The organism is Flavobacterium zubiriense, assembly GCF_041729725.1.
GTDB lineage: Bacteria > Bacteroidota > Bacteroidia > Flavobacteriales > Flavobacteriaceae > Flavobacterium > Flavobacterium zubiriense.
Map to the genome: position 1 here is coordinate 139313 of NZ_JBCFQL010000006.1, position 21277 is coordinate 160589.

Annotated in this window: 28 protein-coding genes; 22 read left to right on the plus strand and 6 right to left on the minus strand. The window is 33.4% G+C overall.

Going from position 1 to position 21277, the window contains the following annotated elements:
- Window positions 1-15 precede the first annotated feature (15 nt).
- Genes AAGV28_RS07125 through AAGV28_RS07135 form a run of 3 tightly spaced genes read left to right on the plus strand, consistent with a single transcriptional unit; the run spans window position 16 to window position 854 of the window.
- Entirely contained in the window at window positions 16-306 is a 291-nt protein-coding gene (locus AAGV28_RS07125) for a hypothetical protein (RefSeq protein ID WP_373406132.1), read from the plus strand.
- 4 nt (window positions 307-310) lie between these two features.
- Window positions 311-493, plus strand: coding sequence for a hypothetical protein (locus AAGV28_RS07130; RefSeq protein WP_373406133.1), 183 nt, complete (start codon window positions 311-313; stop codon window positions 491-493).
- Window positions 494-503: 10 nt separating this feature from the next.
- On the plus strand, window positions 504-854 hold the full coding sequence (locus AAGV28_RS07135; RefSeq protein ID WP_373406134.1) for a hypothetical protein: 351 nt from the start codon (window positions 504-506) through the stop codon (window positions 852-854).
- An 84-nt stretch (window positions 855-938) separates the two neighbouring features.
- On the opposite strand, the gene AAGV28_RS07140 is transcribed toward AAGV28_RS07135, so the two are convergent.
- The 5 genes from AAGV28_RS07140 to AAGV28_RS07160 form a co-directional block, all read right to left on the minus strand.
- Window positions 939-1592 carry an N-6 DNA methylase gene (locus AAGV28_RS07140; protein WP_373406135.1) on the minus strand — a complete coding sequence of 218 codons (654 nt, stop codon included), beginning with the start codon at window positions 1590-1592 and terminating at the stop codon, window positions 939-941.
- Entirely contained in the window at window positions 1579-1938 is a 360-nt protein-coding gene (locus AAGV28_RS07145) for an ArdC-like ssDNA-binding domain-containing protein (protein WP_373406136.1), read from the minus strand. Before AAGV28_RS07145 ends, AAGV28_RS07140 begins: the two co-directional genes overlap by 14 nt.
- 3 nt (window positions 1939-1941) lie before the next feature.
- On the minus strand, window positions 1942-2130 hold the full coding sequence (locus tag AAGV28_RS07150) for a SymE family type I addiction module toxin (RefSeq protein ID WP_373406137.1): 189 nt from the start codon (window positions 2128-2130) through the stop codon (window positions 1942-1944).
- Complete coding sequence (locus AAGV28_RS07155; RefSeq protein WP_373406138.1) at window positions 2114-2341, minus strand: hypothetical protein; 228 nt, start codon at window positions 2339-2341, stop codon at window positions 2114-2116. Before AAGV28_RS07155 ends, AAGV28_RS07150 begins: the two co-directional genes overlap by 17 nt.
- A gap of 73 nt (window positions 2342-2414) precedes the next feature.
- Window positions 2415-2843 (minus strand): hypothetical protein, encoded by a 429-nt coding sequence (locus AAGV28_RS07160; RefSeq protein WP_373406139.1) that lies wholly within the window; start codon window positions 2841-2843, stop codon window positions 2415-2417.
- A gap of 437 nt (window positions 2844-3280) precedes the next feature.
- On the opposite strand from AAGV28_RS07160, the gene AAGV28_RS07165 reads away from it, so the two are divergent.
- The 19 genes from AAGV28_RS07165 to AAGV28_RS07255 all read left to right on the plus strand — a co-directional run bounded on the left by AAGV28_RS07165 (window position 3281) and on the right by AAGV28_RS07255 (window position 20039).
- Window positions 3281-3559 carry a hypothetical protein gene (locus AAGV28_RS07165; RefSeq protein ID WP_373406140.1) on the plus strand — a complete coding sequence of 93 codons (279 nt, stop codon included), beginning with the start codon at window positions 3281-3283 and terminating at the stop codon, window positions 3557-3559.
- A 2-nt stretch (window positions 3560-3561) separates the two neighbouring features.
- Complete coding sequence (locus AAGV28_RS07170; protein ID WP_373406141.1) at window positions 3562-4923, plus strand: hypothetical protein; 1362 nt, start codon at window positions 3562-3564, stop codon at window positions 4921-4923.
- Between the two features lies 1 nt (window position 4924).
- Window positions 4925-5914, plus strand: a complete 990-nt coding sequence (locus AAGV28_RS07175) for a DUF6712 family protein (RefSeq protein WP_373406142.1) — start codon at window positions 4925-4927, stop codon at window positions 5912-5914.
- Window positions 5915-5928: 14 nt separating this feature from the next.
- A complete protein-coding gene (locus tag AAGV28_RS07180; RefSeq protein WP_373406143.1) occupies window positions 5929-6237 on the plus strand; it encodes a hypothetical protein in 309 nt (102 codons plus the stop codon).
- Complete coding sequence (locus tag AAGV28_RS07185; RefSeq protein WP_373406144.1) at window positions 6238-7140, plus strand: hypothetical protein; 903 nt, start codon at window positions 6238-6240, stop codon at window positions 7138-7140.
- A complete protein-coding gene (locus tag AAGV28_RS07190) occupies window positions 7118-7597 on the plus strand; it encodes a hypothetical protein (protein WP_373406145.1) in 480 nt (159 codons plus the stop codon). The genes AAGV28_RS07185 and AAGV28_RS07190 overlap by 23 nt, the downstream gene beginning before the upstream one ends.
- A gap of 30 nt (window positions 7598-7627) precedes the next feature.
- Window positions 7628-7843 carry a hypothetical protein gene (locus AAGV28_RS07195; RefSeq protein ID WP_373406146.1) on the plus strand — a complete coding sequence of 72 codons (216 nt, stop codon included), beginning with the start codon at window positions 7628-7630 and terminating at the stop codon, window positions 7841-7843.
- Entirely contained in the window at window positions 7824-8201 is a 378-nt protein-coding gene (locus tag AAGV28_RS07200) for a hypothetical protein (protein WP_373406147.1), read from the plus strand. Before AAGV28_RS07195 ends, AAGV28_RS07200 begins: the two co-directional genes overlap by 20 nt.
- A gap of 142 nt (window positions 8202-8343) precedes the next feature.
- A complete protein-coding gene (locus AAGV28_RS07205; RefSeq protein WP_373406148.1) occupies window positions 8344-8709 on the plus strand; it encodes a hypothetical protein in 366 nt (121 codons plus the stop codon).
- A 6-nt stretch (window positions 8710-8715) separates the two neighbouring features.
- Window positions 8716-8952 carry a hypothetical protein gene (locus tag AAGV28_RS07210; protein WP_373406149.1) on the plus strand — a complete coding sequence of 79 codons (237 nt, stop codon included), beginning with the start codon at window positions 8716-8718 and terminating at the stop codon, window positions 8950-8952.
- Window positions 8953-9022: 70 nt separating this feature from the next.
- Complete coding sequence (locus AAGV28_RS07215; protein WP_373406150.1) at window positions 9023-9544, plus strand: hypothetical protein; 522 nt, start codon at window positions 9023-9025, stop codon at window positions 9542-9544.
- Window positions 9545-9864: 320 nt separating this feature from the next.
- Window positions 9865-10146 carry a hypothetical protein gene (locus AAGV28_RS07220; protein WP_373406151.1) on the plus strand — a complete coding sequence of 94 codons (282 nt, stop codon included), beginning with the start codon at window positions 9865-9867 and terminating at the stop codon, window positions 10144-10146.
- Between the two features lie 43 nt (window positions 10147-10189).
- Window positions 10190-10522, plus strand: a complete 333-nt coding sequence (locus AAGV28_RS07225; RefSeq protein WP_373406152.1) for a hypothetical protein — start codon at window positions 10190-10192, stop codon at window positions 10520-10522.
- Between the two features lies 1 nt (window position 10523).
- Entirely contained in the window at window positions 10524-10787 is a 264-nt protein-coding gene (locus tag AAGV28_RS07230) for a hypothetical protein (RefSeq protein ID WP_373406153.1), read from the plus strand.
- Between the two features lie 128 nt (window positions 10788-10915).
- Window positions 10916-11467 carry a KilA-N domain-containing protein gene (locus tag AAGV28_RS07235; protein ID WP_373406154.1) on the plus strand — a complete coding sequence of 184 codons (552 nt, stop codon included), beginning with the start codon at window positions 10916-10918 and terminating at the stop codon, window positions 11465-11467.
- An 88-nt stretch (window positions 11468-11555) separates the two neighbouring features.
- A complete protein-coding gene (locus AAGV28_RS07240; RefSeq protein WP_373406155.1) occupies window positions 11556-11906 on the plus strand; it encodes a hypothetical protein in 351 nt (116 codons plus the stop codon).
- 90 nt (window positions 11907-11996) lie between these two features.
- Entirely contained in the window at window positions 11997-16304 is a 4308-nt protein-coding gene (locus AAGV28_RS07245) for a phage tail tape measure protein (protein WP_373406156.1), read from the plus strand.
- A 2-nt stretch (window positions 16305-16306) separates the two neighbouring features.
- Window positions 16307-18229 (plus strand): fibronectin type III domain-containing protein, encoded by a 1923-nt coding sequence (locus tag AAGV28_RS07250; protein ID WP_373406157.1) that lies wholly within the window; start codon window positions 16307-16309, stop codon window positions 18227-18229.
- A 4-nt stretch (window positions 18230-18233) separates the two neighbouring features.
- Window positions 18234-20039 (plus strand): hypothetical protein, encoded by a 1806-nt coding sequence (locus AAGV28_RS07255; RefSeq protein WP_373406158.1) that lies wholly within the window; start codon window positions 18234-18236, stop codon window positions 20037-20039.
- On the opposite strand, the gene AAGV28_RS07260 is transcribed toward AAGV28_RS07255, so the two are convergent.
- Entirely contained in the window at window positions 20031-21155 is a 1125-nt protein-coding gene (locus AAGV28_RS07260; protein ID WP_373406159.1) for a tyrosine-type recombinase/integrase, read from the minus strand. The genes AAGV28_RS07255 and AAGV28_RS07260 overlap by 9 nt on opposite strands.
- Between the last annotated feature and the right edge of the window lie 122 nt (window positions 21156-21277).

Here is a 21277-nt window from a genome sequence, read left to right on the forward strand (position 1 = left end):
TAGTAAATTTGAGTTATGGAAAAGAAACAAACAACTTTTAAAAGTTTACAAGAATTAAAAGAGGTTCAGGAAAGCGTTAAGAATCAACTGGGTGAAAAGTACGAGGAAGTGATTACTCCGTATGTTCAAATTATCCAAATGACAATGAAAGCCAATAATGAAAATGAGTTTCAAGCTATGAAAAGGATAAAGGAAAATTTGGAAATTTATAGTAAAAAAGATGCTCCGTTGTTGTTTTCGGCGGCATTGATTGAAATTACTGAAGGGAAGCATTTTGAGGGGTTTGTTGATCAAGTTAAAGGGTAGAAATATGGAGGCTAAATTTAAAGTTGCTCAAGATGTTATTTACGAAGGTAAAGAAGTCTCTATTGAAGAAATATTTGATGATGGAACGTGTAAAATAGATAATCCTTTTTGGAGTGACGAAGATGATGATGACACTCCTTTTTGGATAGTTGTAAAAATGGAAGAATTGAAAGAAATTAACTTATAAGTGAATTTTTATGGATAAATTACAATACCTATCTAGATTATCCTTTGAAATAAAAAAAGGGTGGATTGATACCGAAAATATGTCTTTAGAAGTTTCAATCCCATTATCATTTGGTTTTACGTTAAATGAACTTGAAGAATTTTGTAAAGAAAATAATGTTTTCATTTTTGAATTTGGAAAACAAATTTTGATAAGAGGATATCGAAAGCATAAAGTTAAATTTGTACCACAAATCAATAGTACATTATCAATAAACGGTAATGTTATACCGAGTGCAACAGAAATTAATTTAGCAGTAGAAGAAGTAAACGAATGGATCTATTTTGATTATCAGAGTTATTCAAAAAACGCTAGTTTTTAGCAAAAAGAAAAAAAGAAAACCCCGAAGTCCGCACGCATGTGCGGATTTTTTTTGGAAAAGAAAAACGGCTTGAAATAAGCCGTTTTAATCGTTGTTATAGTATAGAATGGAGTGAGTTTTGTTTTTCCAAAATTCGTAATTTGTAGCTAATGAAAAGCGGGGTTTATCCATTAATAAGGAGTTATGACAGTGTACCTCCCCCCTTATTTCGTGAAAGCATAAATTTATAGCGGTCATTTTACAGCACATCGGGTCCAAGTCTTGACAAACATAATAATTGCCTTTACCTATGTGATTGGCTGCTAGAACTAAACGCCCGCTACCCGAGCAGGGTTCGTTTACTGTTTTGCCATAATCATCTTTATCGATTGTTAATTGTGCCATTAAATCGCATAAGCTTTTGGGGGTGAAATACTGCCCGAAATTTGATTTTTTGTAATTACCCGTTAAACATTCGTAATATTCCCCGAGCGGGTCGCACCAATCGCCACCCTCTAAACTTTTAGCGTATATCTTTGTAAGTTCTGCAAACAATTTACACAAGCTTTCAAGTTCTGAACGACTGTATTTTTTTATCGTTTCAAGGTATAGCGGTTCTTGTGTTCCTCTACCCATTGCGCAAATAATCACGGTTAGTAAATCGTCAAAAACTCGGTTTAAATCGTGGCGGTATTCGAAGCCAAAAAACAAGGAGTTAAATGTTTTTAACTCCTTGGGAACGTCTCTAGTTTTTAACATCTGCAGTTTGTACTTGAGCGTTAGAAAATAGATAACAAAGCGGATAAAATGAAAATTCTTTTTCCTCTTTGGTTTGTGGTTCTGCGGTGGCTTGGTCTTGGTTGTTTTTGCGTTTTCTTCCCCAAACTAAAAAGGCTTTTTCGCCTTTTTTTACTCGTTTTCCTTGTTTAATCCATTCTTGAAAAGTGTTAAATTCTTGGTGTTCGCCTTTAGAATAAAAATCCTCTATCAAAATTGAATTTATATTGCGTGGTTCGTCTTCGAGTTCTTGAATTTCTTTTGCTGATTTAGAAAGTGCTATTAATGCTTTTTTCTTTTCGATGTGTTTTTGTTGCTTTTCGGTCATGGCTTAAGCTTTCGATATTATTAATAAATTTTTTGATACTGATATTGTCACATTTTCCCCTATTTCAAAACCTGCTTCCTGCATCCATTTACCCGAAAGAATGATTTTTGGTTTTACTGTTGGTTTCTTCCAAAGATTTTTGACAAATTGAGATGAAATTTTAAGGGTGCGAGATTTAAAAAATATATCCATTGTAGTCGCTTTTTTGGTTGGCGTTCTCCTGGATAAATAACTCAGCTATTGTGTAGGCTTTATTAAAAGTTTTTTTGGCTTGGGCTTTGTAATATTTATAATCTTCGTAATTGAAAAGGAAAGAATATCCTTTTTCGTGTAGTGTGGCTTTTACTTGCTCAGATAATTTAAAAGCTGTATTTTTGCTGCTGTTAGATTGTACGTGCGTCATGGCTTGTATAATTTAAGTGATTTAAACCCTCCGATACTTCGAACTATCAGAGGGTTTTTTAATTTAACTGGGTTTAGATTTCAAAGGTTAAGACCTCGTTTTCTGCTTCTGTAAGTAGAATGTTTAATTCTGCTTCCATTGTGTCAGTAACTTTTTTAATTACGTTAGAATTGCTTACTTCAAATTCAAATCCCGCCTGATTTTTCAGAATGATTTTTGCAGTGATTTTGTCGTTTCCTGCGTGAAACATTTTTAAGTCGTTTGCTTTTCTTTCTAAGTGTTCATATCGCTTTGATACTTCATCAAAAAGGGTTTTTCTTCCAATTCTCTCCTTTGCGGTTAAAGGTGCGCTATTAGCAAATTTTTCAATAGCTGCTACTGCAGCAGCTTCTTTGCTTTTCTCGGTAGGTTCTGCCGTTTTTGCTACTGGTAATAATTTTAGACTTTTTGTATCTTTTACCTCATTACCTTTTTGCTCTTTTTGTTGTTTTTCTGTGTTCATAATGTTATAATTAAGTGATTTTCAATACTTAAAGATACAAAATAAGTCGTATATATACGATTTATTAAGACGTTATTTTTACTTTTTTACTCTTTAAAACATAAATATAGAATTATTCTAAATAGTTAGACTTACCACTTGAAAAGTTTAAAAAAACAGGGTTACAAAAAAAACAAAATTGATAAAGAACTGAAAACAAACAAACTAACCCTATTTAAAAAGGGTGGTTTGTTGTTTTTGTCTTTGAAAACACCGTCCCGCTCAAAAACCTTTTTTTCGTTACCTCTTTGCCTTTTCGACAGAGATATGATTGAAGCCCATTGCCAGCACCCACCATTTATCACTCCGAAGGTATCTTAAGTCCTTGTTATTGTTCATGTCACAGGCTTTGTACTTAGGTAATAGTACTATTGTATTACAATAAAAGAGGTAATTACATGGGGTCAACAGTCAAGTTGTATGATGCGATAAAAAGAATGCGTGAACTCACCGATAAGGGGATTCCATTTAGCTTTTCATTCATGTCATATAATGATACAAACGGTACTTCATCTGGTATTAAAACAGTAACGAATGCGCAACTACGCATGGGTTATCGTAACGACCAAAGCAAGAAAGCTTCTATTCTTATCGGGTATGTGAATGGACAAGATGGGAATAGGTGGTTTTATTTACCACTGTTATTAAAGTTTAATGGATATACAATAAAACCATAGTTATGAATATAGAGTATGTAGGTAATGGTGCTATTGTTGATACTCCAGATGTTGCATTTACTTATCAGGTAAGTGAGACACCTAGAGAATTACATCAACAAAAGCAAAGAGCAAATGATCTTGAATGGAACAATTGTTACAACCCTATTGGTGATTACCTAGTCTTTCCTTATGGTGTTAACGATGACTTACCGGATATCATTAAAGAGGTAGTGCAAACTAACTCTACTGCTCCTGGTATACTTAAAAAGAAAACCCAATTGATTTGGGGAATGGGTCCGCAGTTATATAAAGAACAGATTAAAGAAGGTAAACTAACAAGAGTATATACTGAAGATGCTGAGATAAAGTCATGGCTTGAGTCTTGGGATTATGAATCGTACTTGCTAAAATCCTGTACAGATTACCAACATTTAGAAGGGGTGTTTTCTAAATTTGAATTAAGCAAAGGCGGCCGTATCGGTCAGCCTACTATATCTAGGATTGAGCATCTTTATCCAGACAGAACCCGAAAAGCATGTAAAAAAGACAGTGCTACACTTGATGCTACCCATGCCATAACTGCTGAACGTTCCTTTAGAGATGTAAACGGTGCGAATGGCTACAAAATTTATCCATTATTCGATTTTAAGAATCCATTTGCTAATAAAAATGCTATCTTTTATAGCAATATGTACAGCTTCTGTACCGATTATTATACAGTACCCGATTTATACGGTTCTATCGAATGGTTGAGGCGATCAACTGCTGTTCCTTTAATCTTTAAGGCATTGTCAAAAAATTCCATTAATCTTAAATACCATATCATTTCGCCTCAGGTGTTTTGGGATAAAAAGAAAGAAGAAATTGAGGCTAATTGCGAAAAATCAGGAGTGCTTTATAAAGCTTCAATGCTTTTAGAATATCAAAGGAATTTTCTTGAAAAAATAGCTGTAGTATTATCAGGTGATGAAAATACAGGAAAGTATATGCATACAACAAAGAGTTTTTACTTAGAAGGTGTAAATCTTGTTGAAGCTGGTTGGGAAATTAAAACCATCGACCAAAACATGAAAAATTATGTTGAATCACAAATTGCGATATCTAATCATGCTAATCACGCATTGTCATCAGGATTGAACTTACATTCTGCTTTAGGGAATGTTTCTGAAACTGGTAAAAGTGATAGTGGTTCCGAGCAAATATATGCGCTTAAAACCTTCTTGCAAACGGGAATTGATATTCCTGAAATCATAATAATGAAAGCTATTAATTATGCCTTATTATCCAATTTCCCAAAAAAAGGATTGAAACTGGGATTCTACCACGAAAACCCCGAAAAAGAACAGGACATCACACCAAAGAACCGAATAATCAATCAATAACATGAAACTACTATTTCAAACCACAGGAACAGGAAGCACAGAATTGAAATCGTTGTTGGGTTTCATTGATGTCGATTTAAAAATTCAAAATCTTATTCCGGATTTAATTACAGCAACTAATGATGTAATTGATTTGGTAGGCGAAGAAGTCTATAAAAAAGCGACTGATATCTATTCTGATACAACTATTTCGGAAGATGATAAACCGTTTATATATGCCATTCGTTATCCAATAGCTGTAAATGCCTATCGTTTATTTTGTGTGTCTAATGATATTTCGCACACGAATAATGGTCGAAAAATGCGCCAAGACGAAAACCAAAAACAGGCTTTCGAGTGGATGATTGACCGCGACAATGCAGCATTGGAAAAAAGGTATTACCGAGCATTAGATGATTTAATGAAATTCCTAGACCGCTCAAAGGTTGATGATGAATTAACAACTACATTATATTCCATTTGGACGAATTGCAAAGCTTTTAAAGCTACTCATAATCTATTTATTCGTACCGTTGCTGACTTCGACAAACATTTTACAATCAATTCCAGATTGTTATTAATAAAATTAGCCCCTGCAATTTCGGACTGCGAGCAATATGAAATCAAGCCCCGTGTCGGTTCTGAAAAACTAAACGCATTGAAGCAGGCGCTAAAAGAGAATACACCAATTACTGATGCCAAAGATTTAGAATTAATAAGACTAATTCAGAAAGCATCGGTTTCCTATGGTCTTGCTTGGTCAATGACTCGATTATCGGTGCAATTGTATCCTGAAGGTGTTTTGCAACATGTTACCAGTGATCGCGCAACCACTCGTGGAGCAAAACCAACTCTAAAAAACGAAACGCAAGAAGCGCGTCAAGCTTTTGAAAGTGATTTTGATAAAGTCATTCTAGAAATCGAAAGACTTGTCGCTCCTGCTCCAACTATCGACGAATGCCAACCCATAAACCCTGAAATTATTTACGGAGATAAATTCATGTCATTATAAAACCAAATTATTCAATGAAATCACTTTTAAAAAAAATCGCCCTGTTTTTTAATTACCTATTCAATTTCAGAACCATTAATAGGTTCAAAAAAATCAATAATAAACTCGAAAATAAATTAGCAGATAGAGAGGTTGACCGAATTATTCTAAAAGGGAATATTATAAAAATGGTGCGCAAATACCTTCGTGTAGATGCAAAATCAAAATACATCCCGAAAGAATCCCGAAATCACACCGAAATTAGAGAACGCATTTTGGCTGAATTTGGCGAACAAATGGGAAAACTGGGTATCAAAATCAATGAGAAACTAGAACTTATCTAAATGCATAGCGTACACATTCCTGAGGCAAATCTAAATTTATATCTTCCTGCTGACTTGTCCGAATGTGACCATGAACAGTATATCGATATGTGCGAATTAATATTCCGTTTCCACAATCAGGAAATAGATTATCAGGAATTTAGAACACATGCCATATATAAGCTGCTGAATTTAAAATTATCTCGAGAACAGCATGATGAGGAGGAGAAATTTTCTAACATCTATCAGGTTTCTGAATTGATGGATAGTTTCTTTGAGGAACTCGACGGGAAACAAACCATCAAACAATATTACATACATAATCCGGTACCAAGTTTCGCACCAGCTTATTCTAGATATTATGGTCCTTCGGATAGTTTTATGGATATGACCTTTGGCGAATACCGTGATGCCTTACGCATTTTCCACGATTTCCATGCCACTGGCGATATGCACTTACTGGTTTTGCTGACTGCCATTTTTTATAGAAGAAAAAAGAAGTTTCATTATTTTAAAAAGCAATTCGCTAATTACAATGGAAACATTCGGGATCCCTATAACTCAGCATTGTTAGAAAATCATGCTAAAAATTTCAAGTACGCACCCATTGGGTTTATCTATGGGTTTTACTTGTTGTTTGCCAGTTTCCAAAAATACTTAGTTGATGCCAAAATACTTTGGGGCGGTAAAGAAATAGATCTTTCGATTTTGTTTCAAAGTGATAGCGGTTCTGACTTAGAAAACATACCAGGAATAGGAATGGATAGCATCGCATTTACAATGGCCGAAAGTGGGGCATTTGGAAACATCAAAGAAGTAGATAATACTAATTTTTGGCAAATACTTATCAAGATGTACGATTCCCGAAGAAATGATTTAGAACGACAAAAACAAGAAAACAATGCTACCAATCAACAGACTTAAAGAATATCAGGCAGAAGTTGTAGCTCAACTTAAAGATGATCAAAACAAGAAGCTTTACAATTACACCAATATGATAGTTGAAAAAAAAGGGCTCTCTAAATTATTACAAGAACGTTTAGAGGAGGATAACACCTATTTAATATCCGTTTTGCCTGAGTTCCGGTTAAAAGGTGAAGAAGATGCAGCCAAATGGGTAAATGTTTTGTCTTTTTTTATTTTAGATAAAACAGCCTATTCTGAACACGATCATGATTCATTCATCAATATTTTCGCTACTACTCAAATAAAAGCTAAGGCTTTTGTAGATAAATTGCTTGAAGATAAATCCAACCATGACGGAATGTTTTGCGGTTTTCTTTCTTATCTGGATGAAAATTCAATTGCGGTAAATCCAGTGTGGCACATGGACGGCTGTAACGGTTGGGTAATTGATATTAATTTGGATTCAAACGCATAAAGTCGTATATTTACGACCTAAATAAAAACCATGACGACAGAAAAAATCAATCAATTATTTGAAGAAGCAATAGATAAGGATAATAGAATTCCAATTTCTAAACTAGAAGGAATTTCTAAAGATAAAATATACAATTGGCGTAATGGTCGCAATGCTAATAGCATCACCATTGGCGAAAAACTAAATTTACTTTTGCAATTAGGAAAAATAAAAATTATAGAAAACGATGAGCCTGATAGAGACTAGAGAACAATTTTCGGATGCTATTTTAGAAAAGCGCTTTATCCGAAAAGTGAGTCAGGATATGAATCACGATATCGACCAAGCCCAAACGGCTTATATGTCTAGTCGTGGTTTTGAAACTGAAAATTGGTATTCCGGACGTGGCTTTGTGGCCACCGAAAGCGGACTAGAATACAGCCACCTCAAGAAACATCGTTTTTTAGATATGAAAACCCGAAATTCCGCTAAGGGAACTAACCGCAAAAAGCCTCACCCTGTACATAACCGCATTATTTACGGACATTATAATAATATGATCAAGCAATTGCATTTTGGGTTTACGCATGCCGTAAAGGAAGAATTGATGAAGATTAACTCATAAAAACGTCATCAGCTTAATAATTTTAACTAAAAAGTAATGTATTTATATAACTATTATATATACTTTTGTCAAATACATTTGTATACTACAATTGTATAGTTCCTATAGATACATTTTTTAATCAAAAAATATACATTATACAATGAGTTTTAACATCGAAGATATTAAAGAAACTATACGTATAAAAGGTGACCATATTAAGATAAATGTGATGATTGCTTCTGGGAAAGAAGGGGAACATCATATTGTTGTATCGCCTGCTTTATTAGTAAGCGGATATGGTTCAACACCTGAAGAAGCCAAAGAATCTTTTCATGAAAACATTAAATTATTTTGCGAAGACTTACTTACTTTGCCAAATGATAAAAAATTAATTGAATTAAAAAAACTTGGCTTTACTCAGGAAAAATTTGCTCATAAAAACTTTTCAAAACTATATGTTGATGAAAATGGTGTTTTACAGGGTTTAGAAACTGTTAAAACTCAAAGATTAGAAGCAACAATATAGTTAAATATGGGAAATAACAGACCTGTAAAAACTTGCGATTGGGTTGCATTCTTAAAAGCTCATGGATGTAAATACAAAAGAACCAGAGCTTCACATGATCATTATAACTGCCCGAATTGTTTCAGGACAATTACACACAGAGAAGCGGATAAAGAAATTCCTGCTTTACATTTAAAAACTAATCTTTCAACCATGGGTAAAACATTAAAAGACCTTTATGATTGGATAGAGAAAAATAGATAAAATAACTACTAAATTCCTCCCATTTGAGGGATTTTCTTATTTTTACGGACTAACTTTAAAATTTCATATCATGAAAAAAATTATTTTATTGCTGTTGTTTGTTCCTTTTATTGGATTTTCTCAAGACTGTAAATTTGAGAAAAACGAAATTGATCCTTTCTATAAAACAAAAGTTGTTAATACAAAAAAGAGGGTTATTGTTGATGTATTAGGTAGAACTGTAGTTTTTCAGTTTTTATATAATGTAGAGCCTTCTATTAAAATTGAATATACTTTGGGAGGATCTAGTGATGCAGTTGTAATTAAGGGTAATAAAACAATGTTTTTATTAAACAATAATGACGTTATAAATTTTGATGTTAATGAAGATCAAGAAGGAAAAATAAAGGAATTTTTAGGTTCTTATTTAAAAGAATTTAATTTTATATTTCCTCTATCTACTGATGATTTAAATAAAATTAAAACAATTGGTATAAAAACAATTAGGCTTGAAACAAAAGAAAAAACGTATGATTTTGAAGTTAGAAGTAAAAAAGATGTTGTCAAAATAAACTCCATTATAGATTGTTTTCTAAATGAAATTAATAAATGAGCCACTTCCACTACAACCGCTTTCAAGACCCTAACTGGTGGAAATTCTGCCTGATTATATTTATTGTATTAGCCACTATAGCCTACTTTTTAGAGTAGGCTATTTTTTTAATGTGCAAATGCACATTGTTTAAAATAAAAATATATCTTTGCTTTGCTAAAACATAATATCAAGGAGCAATCCTTAAAACTTTTTTAAGTTAACATAAACGAACCCCTCGTTCACGTTGTAGGTGTCTAGTGATAGCCCTGATTCCATATCCTTGATATGTTTTAGCACAACCGAAGATGAGGGGTTTCGTGTATAAACTATTTTCGAATATGCTAAAAGAAAATGTAAATGAAAAACTATCACACCGTGATGTTTTTCCCGCGCTCGCTAAATTTGTAGATTCCGCCTATTTTCAAGGTGAAATACAAAATTTAGAAAAAAATGTACAAGAACCATTTGAACTCCTACTCGTAACCGAGTTTGGCGATAGCCGTGATTTAAGAGAGAGAATGCACCAAGCAATAGAAACTATTCGCGGTTTTGCTAGAGTGTTTGAACCATTCACTAACAAACAGGTTGAGAAAGCCTGCCAAGAATTAATCCATGTCTAGCGTTGCTGTAAAGATATTCTATGCCAAGGGCATCAGGGTATCAATGAAAAACCGCACCTTCAAAGAAGCCATGCATCTTATTTGGGATTCTCCTGCTTTTTGCGAACACGAACCTCTAAAAATGGTTTTTACCTCTACAGGCAAAGTATTGTTTATGGATAAAAATGCTTTTAATTCCTATCTATCTGGAAACATTAGCATGCAGGAACTGGTAGAACTTACTGAATGTGACGAACTCTACCGTAATACTCAGGATGTTTTAGGAGTAGAAACGGGACATTTATGGAAAGCTTCGCTTAATGTGCTAACCTTAATTAGCGATGATGATTTTGTGGAAACCAAATTAGATTTAAAAGTTTTTGAAATTGTAGAATAGTATGAAAAAATATATAATGAATGCCGAAGGTTTAGAACTGGAAGCAATAATAAAAGGATTTTGTGTTGAATTAGATGATTTAATTCAAGTTGCTGCTGATGCAGGAGATGAAGATATTAGTAGCCATTTTGCAAAAGATTATAAACAAATAGAATTATTCTATTTTAGAGTAAAAAATAAAGAGGAATTATCCGTTTTAGAACGAAATCAAATTCGTGAGATAATGAAAGCTGATATGAAACAAGCCGGGATTTATTTTTGTTAATTAAAAAGCCACTTAATTGTGGCTTTTTTTAGTTTACAAATGTTAAAGTTTAAAAATAATTACATTAACTATTTGATTATCAATTATTTATAATATATTTGCATGAATAAACCTATAAAAACATAAATATGAAAGAACAATCTAAAGCACTCGAATTTATCTATCAAGATACCGAGATTCATTTCCTATTGGGAACTGAAAAAGATGTAATGGTAAATGCAACTGAAATGGCAAAAATTTTCAAAAAAGAAATTAAAGATTTTATGAGATTAGATTCTACAAAAAACTTTATAAATTCATATTTGAAAAGGAAAAACAGAGAATTAAAAACGGAGGAATCTCCGTTTTTAGAAGAGCAAATTTATACTTCAAAACAGAAATCTGGCACTTATATGATTAGACCTTTTGCTTTGAAATTTGCTGCTTGGTTAGATTCAGATTTTGAAGTATGGATTTTTGAAACGATTGATACAATCCTTTTTGGTCATTATAAAGAACATTGGGATGCTCACTTAAAACAAGAAGATGCAAAAAAAAGAATGGAAGCGGCAAAAAGCAAACTTTTATTAAATGCAACTCAAGAAGATGTAATTGCATATTTCAAAGCTGAAATTGAATTTAAAACCGCTCAATCTGATAAAACGAAGGCTATAAAAAATCAGTATAGCATATTTGATTAATCACGCACAGCTGAATTAACTATTCTACCCCCATTTGGGGGTAGAATAAATATTTAAAAAAATAAAAACAAGTTAATAAATAATCATCATGAGTAATATATCAATCGGAAAAATTAACAATCAAGAGATTCAAGTAATTGATTTATTTGGAATAGAATACATTTATTTGAAACCAATCTGTAGTGCTTTAGGAGTATCATATACAAAAGAAGTTTTTGAGGTAATGGAAAATGATTTTGTATCAGACAAGCATAAATTACTACCAATTGTTATAGATGAAAAAGAAACTGATTCTATCGCAATACCAATAAAATATATGTTAGGATATATTGCTGTGATCTCAAAGAAAACTTTTTTAAGTAAGGACGATTACTTAAAAAATAAAAGAAAAATACTTGATGCAATGTATGAATATCTTTTTCCTCATTATAAAGAATAAATACCACTTAAAAGCCCTGTAAATACGGGGCTTTTTTTATGTCACATAGTTTACGCTAAACAATCGCCAATTTTACTGAAAATCAGTAAAATGGCAAAAGTAATTCTAGACGAAGTAATGAAGAACACTATTATAATTAATAGTGATCCTGCTCAAAAAGCTCTTTTTGACTTAGAAAAAGCAACACGCAAACTTACCGAAGAAAATAAAGCTTATGGTCTTCAAAAAAAATTACTTGAAAAACAAAACAAAAAAGATACTGAAGAATATAAATTACTTACCGCTACAATGAAAGCCAACACGGCGGAAATTAAGAGCAATAAAGTTAAAATGAAAGAATTGCAAGACCAGATAGGTATTACTGGTCTTACCATGAAGCAATTATCAGACAAAGCACATATACTAAAAATGTCTTTATTGAATGCTGTACCTGGAGGGCAAGCTTACAAAAAATACGAAGCCGAATTACAGCAGGTTTCTGCACGTATGAATGAACTTAGAGGAAATGCTCGTACTACAGGTTTGTCATTAGGTTCAATGGCTGATGGTTTCAACCGTTACCAAGCAATGGCATTATCTGTTGTGGCAACTCTTACTGGAATGGTTTATTCTATTCAAAAAATTATTGATATCAACAGTAAGCTCTCCGATGCTCAAGCGGATGTAATGAAAACCACAGGAATGACCCGTCAGGAAGTTGATGAGTTAACCAAGTCTTTTGGTTTGCTAAAAACACGAACATCAAGAATTGATTTACTGGGTATTGCTGAGATAGGAGGTAAATTAGGTATTGCAAAAGAAGAAATTACCGCATTTGTCGCCGTAATGAACAAAGCAGGTGTAGCATTAAGTGATTCCTTTACTGGAGGAGCAGAGGAGGCGGCTGAAAAACTTGGTAAAATAAAAGGTTTATATGGTGAATTGAGAGATGCGGGCGTAGAAATAACTTTTGAGTCCGTAGGTTCTGCCTTAAATGATTTGGGTGCTGCTGGAACTGCTTCAGAAGCAAACGTAGCCGAATTTGTTACTCGTGTGGGTGCTATGCCTGAAGTTTTTAAACCAAGTATAGCGCAAGCTCTTGGTCTTGGTGCTGCTTTTGAAGAAAGCGGTCTTAAAGCTGAACTAGCAGGGGGTAATTACAGCAAAGTAATTACCCTAGCCGCTAAAAACGTTGCTGGTTTTGCTGCGCAAATGGGTAAACCAAAAAAGGAAATTGAAGATTTAATTAACAGCAATCCTACTGAATTCTTTCTTCAATTTGCAGATTCCTTAAAAGGCTTAAGCGGAACGCAATTAGCAGATGTGTTAGATAAGTTAAAACTGAATGATAACGAAGTTAAGATGGTTCTTGGTGCTGCATCTCAAAACACAGAGCTATTTCGCCAGAAAATTGATTTGGCTAATAAATCAATGAATGAAGCCACTTCGTTAACTAATGAGTTTAATATAAAGAATACCAACTTAGCAGCTACACTAGAAAAAATTAAAAAGACTACTACAGGGTGGTTTACCTCAAATACATTTGTAGAGTGGTTAACTAGTGCCGTAAATTGGTTAGCTAAGTTAATTGGTGCATCTGATGACGCTGATGGTTCTGCTCAACGTTTACGAGACAGGTATATTTTTTTAGTAAAAATACTCACCATAGTTGTAACATCGTATATATCATATAATGCTGCCGTAAAACTTACAGCATTATGGACTAATGGTTTAGCAACTGCCACTCAAATATTAACCGCTATTCAAAATAGAGGTGCTATAGTCACAGGGCTTCTTAGGAGTGCTCAGTTACTTTTGGCAGCTTCATATTACACTATAAGAGGTAACACGGTAAGAGCAACCGCCGCCATGCGTTTATTTAATGCATCAGCAAGTGCTAATCCTATTGGATTGGTTCTTGTGGCTTTGACTGCGGTTGTTTCGGCTATGGTATTGTTTAGCAAAGAAACTTCAAAAGCTACCAAGGTTCAGCAAATGCAAGCCGATATTCAAAACGAAGTGGCTAAAAGCATTGCGAAAGAAAAAAACGAAGTTGAAGCATTGGTTAAAATTATTCAGGACGAAACAGTTTCTAAAGACAAAAAACTTGCAGCAATAAAAAGATTAAATGAAATATCTCCAGAATATTTAAAAGGATTAACACTTGAAAATATAAAAACATTTGAAGGTAAAAAATTACTTGATCAATATATTGATTCCCTTTATAAAAAAGCAAGAGCTGTCGCAATTGCAAATAAAATGCAAAAGTTAGAAGAGGAGAAACTAGATCTTGAAAGTAAAACTGCAGGTGATTTTAGAAAGGAACAAACGTTTGGGTTTTTGGGACCTAAAACCTTTGATAAATTCACTTCAAGAAAGGATTTTGAAAAATATGTTCGTGAAAAATTCAAAGGTGTTGACGAAGCTACGTTTGATGACTTTGTAAATAAATTTATTTCATCTTCTGGTTTTGATGATAAAGAGAAGAAGATAAGCGATGTCGATGCTCAAATTAATGCGCTTAAACCTGAGTACGAAAAAAACATCCTTAATAATTTGGTTTCAAAGGCTACTCCTGAAACTCCAGATAATAACAATACTCCAGATACGCCCACAGCAGAGACTCGCCCGACTACTAAAAACCCGAATTCCTCTCAGGAAGAAATCAATCGGATCAAACTGGACAGAGAATCTAAGTACAATGAAGAACTTTTAAAACTTACCCGCCAATTAGAAGATGATAAAATTGCAGCGATGCAGGACGGTTATGAAAAAGAATTACTAATTGAAAACCAAAGGTACCAAAGAGAAATTGACGATTTAGACCGACAAAAAATCCATGCTGATGAACTAGCAAAACTAGATGAAGATATTGCCAAAGCTAAAGAATCTAAGGACATAAGCAAGTACAATGCTTTAATGACCATTCGTAATGAATGGGATAAAAAGAACGCTGACCTTGATACTAAAATCAATGCTATCAAGGAAGGTAAGATGGCAATTCATAAAAAGAACCTTGCCACCATTGAAGAAAAAGCTGCTACCGAAGCTATCAATAAAAAGAAAGAAGCTTTTGATCGCGACAAACAACAACGTGAAATCAAGTTCAATGAGGAACTGGCGGCACTGGGTAATAATAAACGTGCCAAGGCTAGACTTACTGAGCAATTCAATGAAGGAGAATTAAAAATTCAAGAAGAATTTTTAAGAGGTCTTTTAGAAGATTATAAAAAAATTGTAGGCAAAGAAAATTTTCAAGGAATTGATTTGTCATTACTTACTGAAGAACAGGTACAGGAATTTCAAGACTATGCAAACGAAGTAGGCATAAGTTTAACTGAACTTATTAATAAAATCAATGAATTAAAAGGGAATAAGGCACAAACTAATACGGAAGCTTTAGGAGTTGGTGGTGGTCAAGCAGACATATTTGGTTTTACACCTGACAACTGGGATACACTTTTTGATAACTTAGAACAAGGAAAGTTTGGTATTGAAGAAATGGTTTTTGCTGTTTCAGCTTTAACGAATGCTTATGGTATGTACAGCAAGTTTCTTGAAATCAATGAAAAGAAGCAACTGGCCAACTTCGAAAGAAATACCAACACTAAAAAAGAACGATACAAACAGCAATTGGATTCAGGCAGGATTAGCCAGGAACAATACAACAGATATGTTGAAAAAGCAGATGATGATTTAGCTAAGAAAAAAGCCGAAATAGAAAACAAACAAGCTAAACGACAAAAGGCAATTACTATTTCTCAAATTGCTATGAATACTGCTATGGCAATTATGGGTATTTGGGCTCAATTTCCAAAATTTGATTTTGGTGCAACCGCTGCAATAATGACTGGAGTAGTTGGTGCTTTAGGTTTGGCTCAAATAGCTATGGTGGCTAAACAGGATCTTCCTTCGGCATCCGGTTACGAAGAAGGACTTTATCCAGAATATGTAAAACGCGAACAGGATGGTAAAGTTTTTAAATCAAAACCAGCAGGAAAAACCCGCAGCGGTTTAGTTACTAATACCAGTCATTTTATGGTGGCCGAAAATGGTCCTGAAATGGTAATTGATAACAAGGCATGGACTAGAATGAATCCTGCTGTTAAGGATGCTTTAATCCGTGACCTTCAAGGAATCAAAGGCTGGGAAAATGGTTATTATAATGAAGCCTTAAAACGCTATGAAGTTCCTGCCAGCTCTGGTACTACAACTAATCCATCTCCATCAAACAATAATGATGCTGCTTTATTGCAAATGGTGCTTTCAGTAGTTGCCGAAAATACAGAAGTTATGAAGGATTTAAGGGATAATGGTCTCGAAGCTTTTGTTTCTAACAAAGATTTCAAATCAATGAAAAACATTCGTGAAGGACTTAAAAAAGAAGATGCTTTAAGGAAAAACAATCAAATAAGATAACTATGAATTTCACCACGCCATACAACACTGCCGATTATTTTTTTACCAAAGAGGAAGATGAAATTGTTTTCAATACCCCGTTAGAAAACACTTATTTTGAAATGGAGGTAACTATTACATCATATGAATTTTATACGCAAATTCCCCGAACTAAAACATTGTTTTATAAAATTCCCCTTTTTCAAAAGAAAGCGACTTTTGATTTGGCCGAGATTATTGATCGTGCTATGCCTCGTATCAAAACAATCGAAATGAAACGTTTGTTGCAATACCGAGCGACTGAGGTTAACATTGTAGTTTTTGAAAAAGATATTGAAACTGAAACGGAAATTTCCGTTAACGAAATAGGGCCTGTAAAATTCATTTCGGGATTCAAACCTGAATTTATTGAAAACAATTGTGCTTTTCTCGATGTGTATCAGCTTAACCGAAGCACCCATGCAAACAGTTTTGTGTTTTTTAATGCGCTGCTCACACAAGACACTCATACTTTTAAAGTCTATAAAAATGGCGATGAAGTGGATAGTTTAACTCTTCAGGTAATCAGTGATAATATATGTAGCCGCTCTATTTTATTGAGCGATTATGAAACCCAGCAAGGGGATGTTATTGAAATAAAATTACAAGGCAAATCTACATTAGTCAAGAGATTCATTGTTTTGCCTACTGCTACTCCTTTTAGCAATTATATTGCTTTTGAGGATGAATATAATCTAAAAACAATTGTCGAATTTACTGGAGAATATTATTTTCCGGTTGAATTTACAACAAAGTTTAACCAAATTCAGCAAGGTATTCGAAAATGGAATACAAAGATAAGCTCTACTAAAGAACTGAGTTTTATTATCAATACCGGATTCCTCATACAAGATGAAGAATTTTTAATCGAAAGTTTGCTGAATTCGCTTAAAGCGTGGTTGATTATTGGCGAAAAAGAAGCCATTGAATTAGCAACAAATCCCAAGAAATTTAAAAAACAAGATCCTACCACTGAACTGTATTATTATGAAGTAGAATTTTTTGTGAATCCTACCAAAATAAAACCATTGCGTTTGCAATTAGACAAGGAATTAGAAGATATTAAATTTATAGTCAATCCTATTTTAGATATTATCAATCTTACTTCTTCAGGTACAACAGCATCCAGCACCCGATTGACATGGGAAATTCACTCTGAAGAAACCGAGGAAATTGTATTTTTCGAAATCTATCAAGATGGAAATTACATAGGTTCAACCAGTAATTTGTATTATGATGTAACTGGCTTAGACTTAGATACAACGTATAGTTTTACAGTAAAAGCGCGCTCTAATGTGGGTGCAATATCTAATTCTAGTACAGCGATCACAGTGACCACATTTACAGCATTTGATACGACACCGCCTACCTTACCGCTTTACTTATCTGCTCCTAACATTACTTTCACAACTATTCAATTAGAATGGAATGCTTCAGTAGATGATAATGGAGTTGCAAAATACAATGTATATAAGGATGGTGTTAAAATTGCCGAAACTACAGCAACAACTTATACCGTAACGGGATTAACGCAGGATACCAGCTATGATTTTTATGTAACTGCTACGGATACTTCGGGTAATACTTCAGCCCCTTCAACAACAATAAATCGCTCCACACAACAAAGTGATTTAACTCCATTTTATATGACGTATTGGGGTGTTTATACTGGAGGAGTAAATTGTGATGCAATTAAAAACACGCTTCGTTATCACGATGGAGCCGGAACTTATCCTGTAGTAGGCGATACCATCTTTCAAGATCCTGATACTGTTTTTACTTATACCAGTTCAGAGTTGCTGAAATTTGGTTTACCTGATAATAAAACCATCTCTATTTATGGTGTAAATGGTTTAGTAACCGCAGTAGGAACTTGTACAACAGGAGGTAAAACTCCAATATCTTAACATCATGCACAAGATTATTCACGAAAGCTTTGAATTGGATTTATCCAATACGTCTATTTCTTTAACCGATGAAAACTCCTGGTTTACCGATACTTTTAATACGAAGTATTCGTTTCCTTTTTCGATGGAATTAACTGATGAAATCAAATTAATTTTTGAAGATGTATTGGATTACAGGTCTAAAGAAACGATAACGGAATATGAAGTCATTTATGTCTTCAATGATATAATGGAAAAAGGAATTTTAAGAGTGGAAGGAATTGTTGATAGCATTTCTTTTCAATTAAAATATGGATTGGATAATTTTCCTAATTTCAACAAAAAACTCAATCAATTAGGTTTAGCGGTAGTTCCTGCTCCCGATATTTATGCCCATGCAAAAACAATAATTTCCCAAACATGGCCAGCCGTCAATTACAATTTTCCCCAAATTCAAATTGATAAAATAGACATTACCAATGAAATGTGGACCTATTTTGAACGCATTTTAAACAATTACGTAGCTGGCGATTTTATAACCAATACGGTAGAAGATGATATTCCGCATAACAAAAATATCATGCAGCCTTTGCCTTATTTTTTACATATCATGACGCAAGGTTTTGCCGATGCCGGTTATGAATTAAAAGGAGATGTGCTTGAAATCCCATCCCTAAAAAAGAAATTACTCTATGTTGATGCCGAATATTATAAAATTTTGGATCAAACCAATATCTCGACAAATGTATTGGGTACTGATTTAGTAAGTTCTTATGGAAGGGTTGCAGTTTTTAGCGAAGTGATTACACTTCCACAAGGCGGAAGATACAATATTACAGGAAACATCAATATTTATGGATTATGGAAAACAGGGTGTTGGGCACGTTTAAAATATAGGGGACGAACTTTATGGCAGGCTTCGAAATATGAAAGAAAACGACATTCAGGCTATATCTATTCTTACGATATCGATTTTACTTTTGATACCATTAATGATGGTGGAGATCATGAAGTAATTTTTGAAAGCCATCAATACAAAGATGACGATTCGATTATTGCTGATTTTCACACTACATCACAATATTATTATAATGATGTTGGCATTGCAACTCCTAATATTATTCAAAACGATGTTGTTGATTTGAATAGATTAGTACCTGATATGACATTTGGTACTTTCATTACAGCAATAAAAAACTGGTACAATTTGGATATTGTACCAAAAGGGAAAGAAATTTGGATGAATTTTATTGAAACCGAAATCAATTATGATGGTGCTTTTGATATGAGTGAATTCCAAACTAAACCAGAACGGGATTACAATAAGGATTTATCATTTTTATTAAAATTTGCCAATCCTAGTGACGAAAAAAATAAACACGAAGCCTTCTATTTTAATAGCGATGGCTATAGCGCATCAGGATATGTTACCGATGATCAAACACAGGAAATTACTATTGAGGCATTTCCTTTTTTGAATGCTTTTTACAATGGAGTTTGGACGGCTCACGCCATAGAATCAGAACCTAATAAAATCTATGCGGTATTATACGAAGGGTTAGATTCAAGTGATTTAAATACTACCTCAGACCCAGCTCCAATGCTATTGCCTGAGGTAGCCGAAACTTTTTATAAAAAATGGTTTGATTTCCGTTTAAACTCTATTAATTTCAAATGGAATTTTACATGTTACATCGAATCACTTAATGGCTTGAGTTCGAAAAGCAGTATTTTTTCTTATGGAAGATATTTTATTTTAAAGTTTCTGAATAAAAATCAAATTAGTAAAAATAAATTCGATGTAGAAGTTGATGGGTATACCTTAAAATAAATTATCAATCAAGAAAATTTCAGCATTCGCATCAGCCTGAACTATGTGTGAGTAAATCATTGTTTGGCTGATGTCGCTATGACCTAATAATTTTTGTAATTTTTCAATCTGACCACCTGCTCTTAGAAACGATGTTGCAAAAGTATGCCTTGCAACGTGAAAAGTAACTTTTTTATGAATTTTCAAAATAGCCATTATTTTTTTCAACTCATCATTTATGTGTTGGTCGGCAAATTTCTTTTCGAATAATAAGGGTTCGTGTTCAACAATTTGTCGGGCTTTCATATTCATTGCAATGGATTGATCCTTTTGCGTTTTTTTTGCAATAAAAGTAACGTAATCATCCATAAAATTAGAACGTCTTAAACTTTGAACGTCTGAAATTCTAAGTCCTGTCATACAACTAAAAAGGAAATAACCCAAAATCAACCTATAGGAATCAGAAATGTATTCACTAAAATAATATCCCGCACAACGTTTTAGTTCATTAGTGGATAAACTAGTTCTGTTCCCTCTAGTACTTCCCACTTCTATTTCATCAATATTTATTGATAATTTAATTCCAGATTTTTGAGCCAAACCAAGAAATTTTTTAATAGCAGCTATATTTCCGGCTACAGTAGTACTAGCATTTCCTAAACCACGAAGATGTTTTCTAAATTTATCTAACCAACCTTGGTCTATATCCATAAATGTAACGTCATCATCATAAGCTTCAATTTTTTTGAGCACTGAAACATATCTTTTATAAGAACCTATTTCCATCAATACTTTTTCTTCCTCTAACATCATTTTATAAAATGCTGTAAAGCGAATGCGTGGCATACCACTAAGAAATTCTTTTTTAAGCGATTCGGGAGTTAATACCCTGTCAGCTAATCGGTAAGATGTTTTAATATGGGTTATCTTAGACTTTACATTATCCAAAATCAAATTGATATCTTGATTTTCTTTTGAGATCGGAATAAGTCGTTCTTTCTTAGAATCCCATTCTTTTGGGTTTACATTTATATTAAGAGAAATTCGCTCTCTCTTATAATCTCCAGTTAAATGTAAACTTACTGGCGATTTTCCTTCCGCATTTTTATAAGCACGGATAATAAATTTATCTTTCATTGACACATAGATTTTGTTTGTGTCAACGAGTGTGTCAAAAATTCTCTCTGAAGTTGAATTCATAAGGTTACTATAAAATAGGTTAAAAAACAAAAAAGCGCACTATACTTGACTTTACAGCC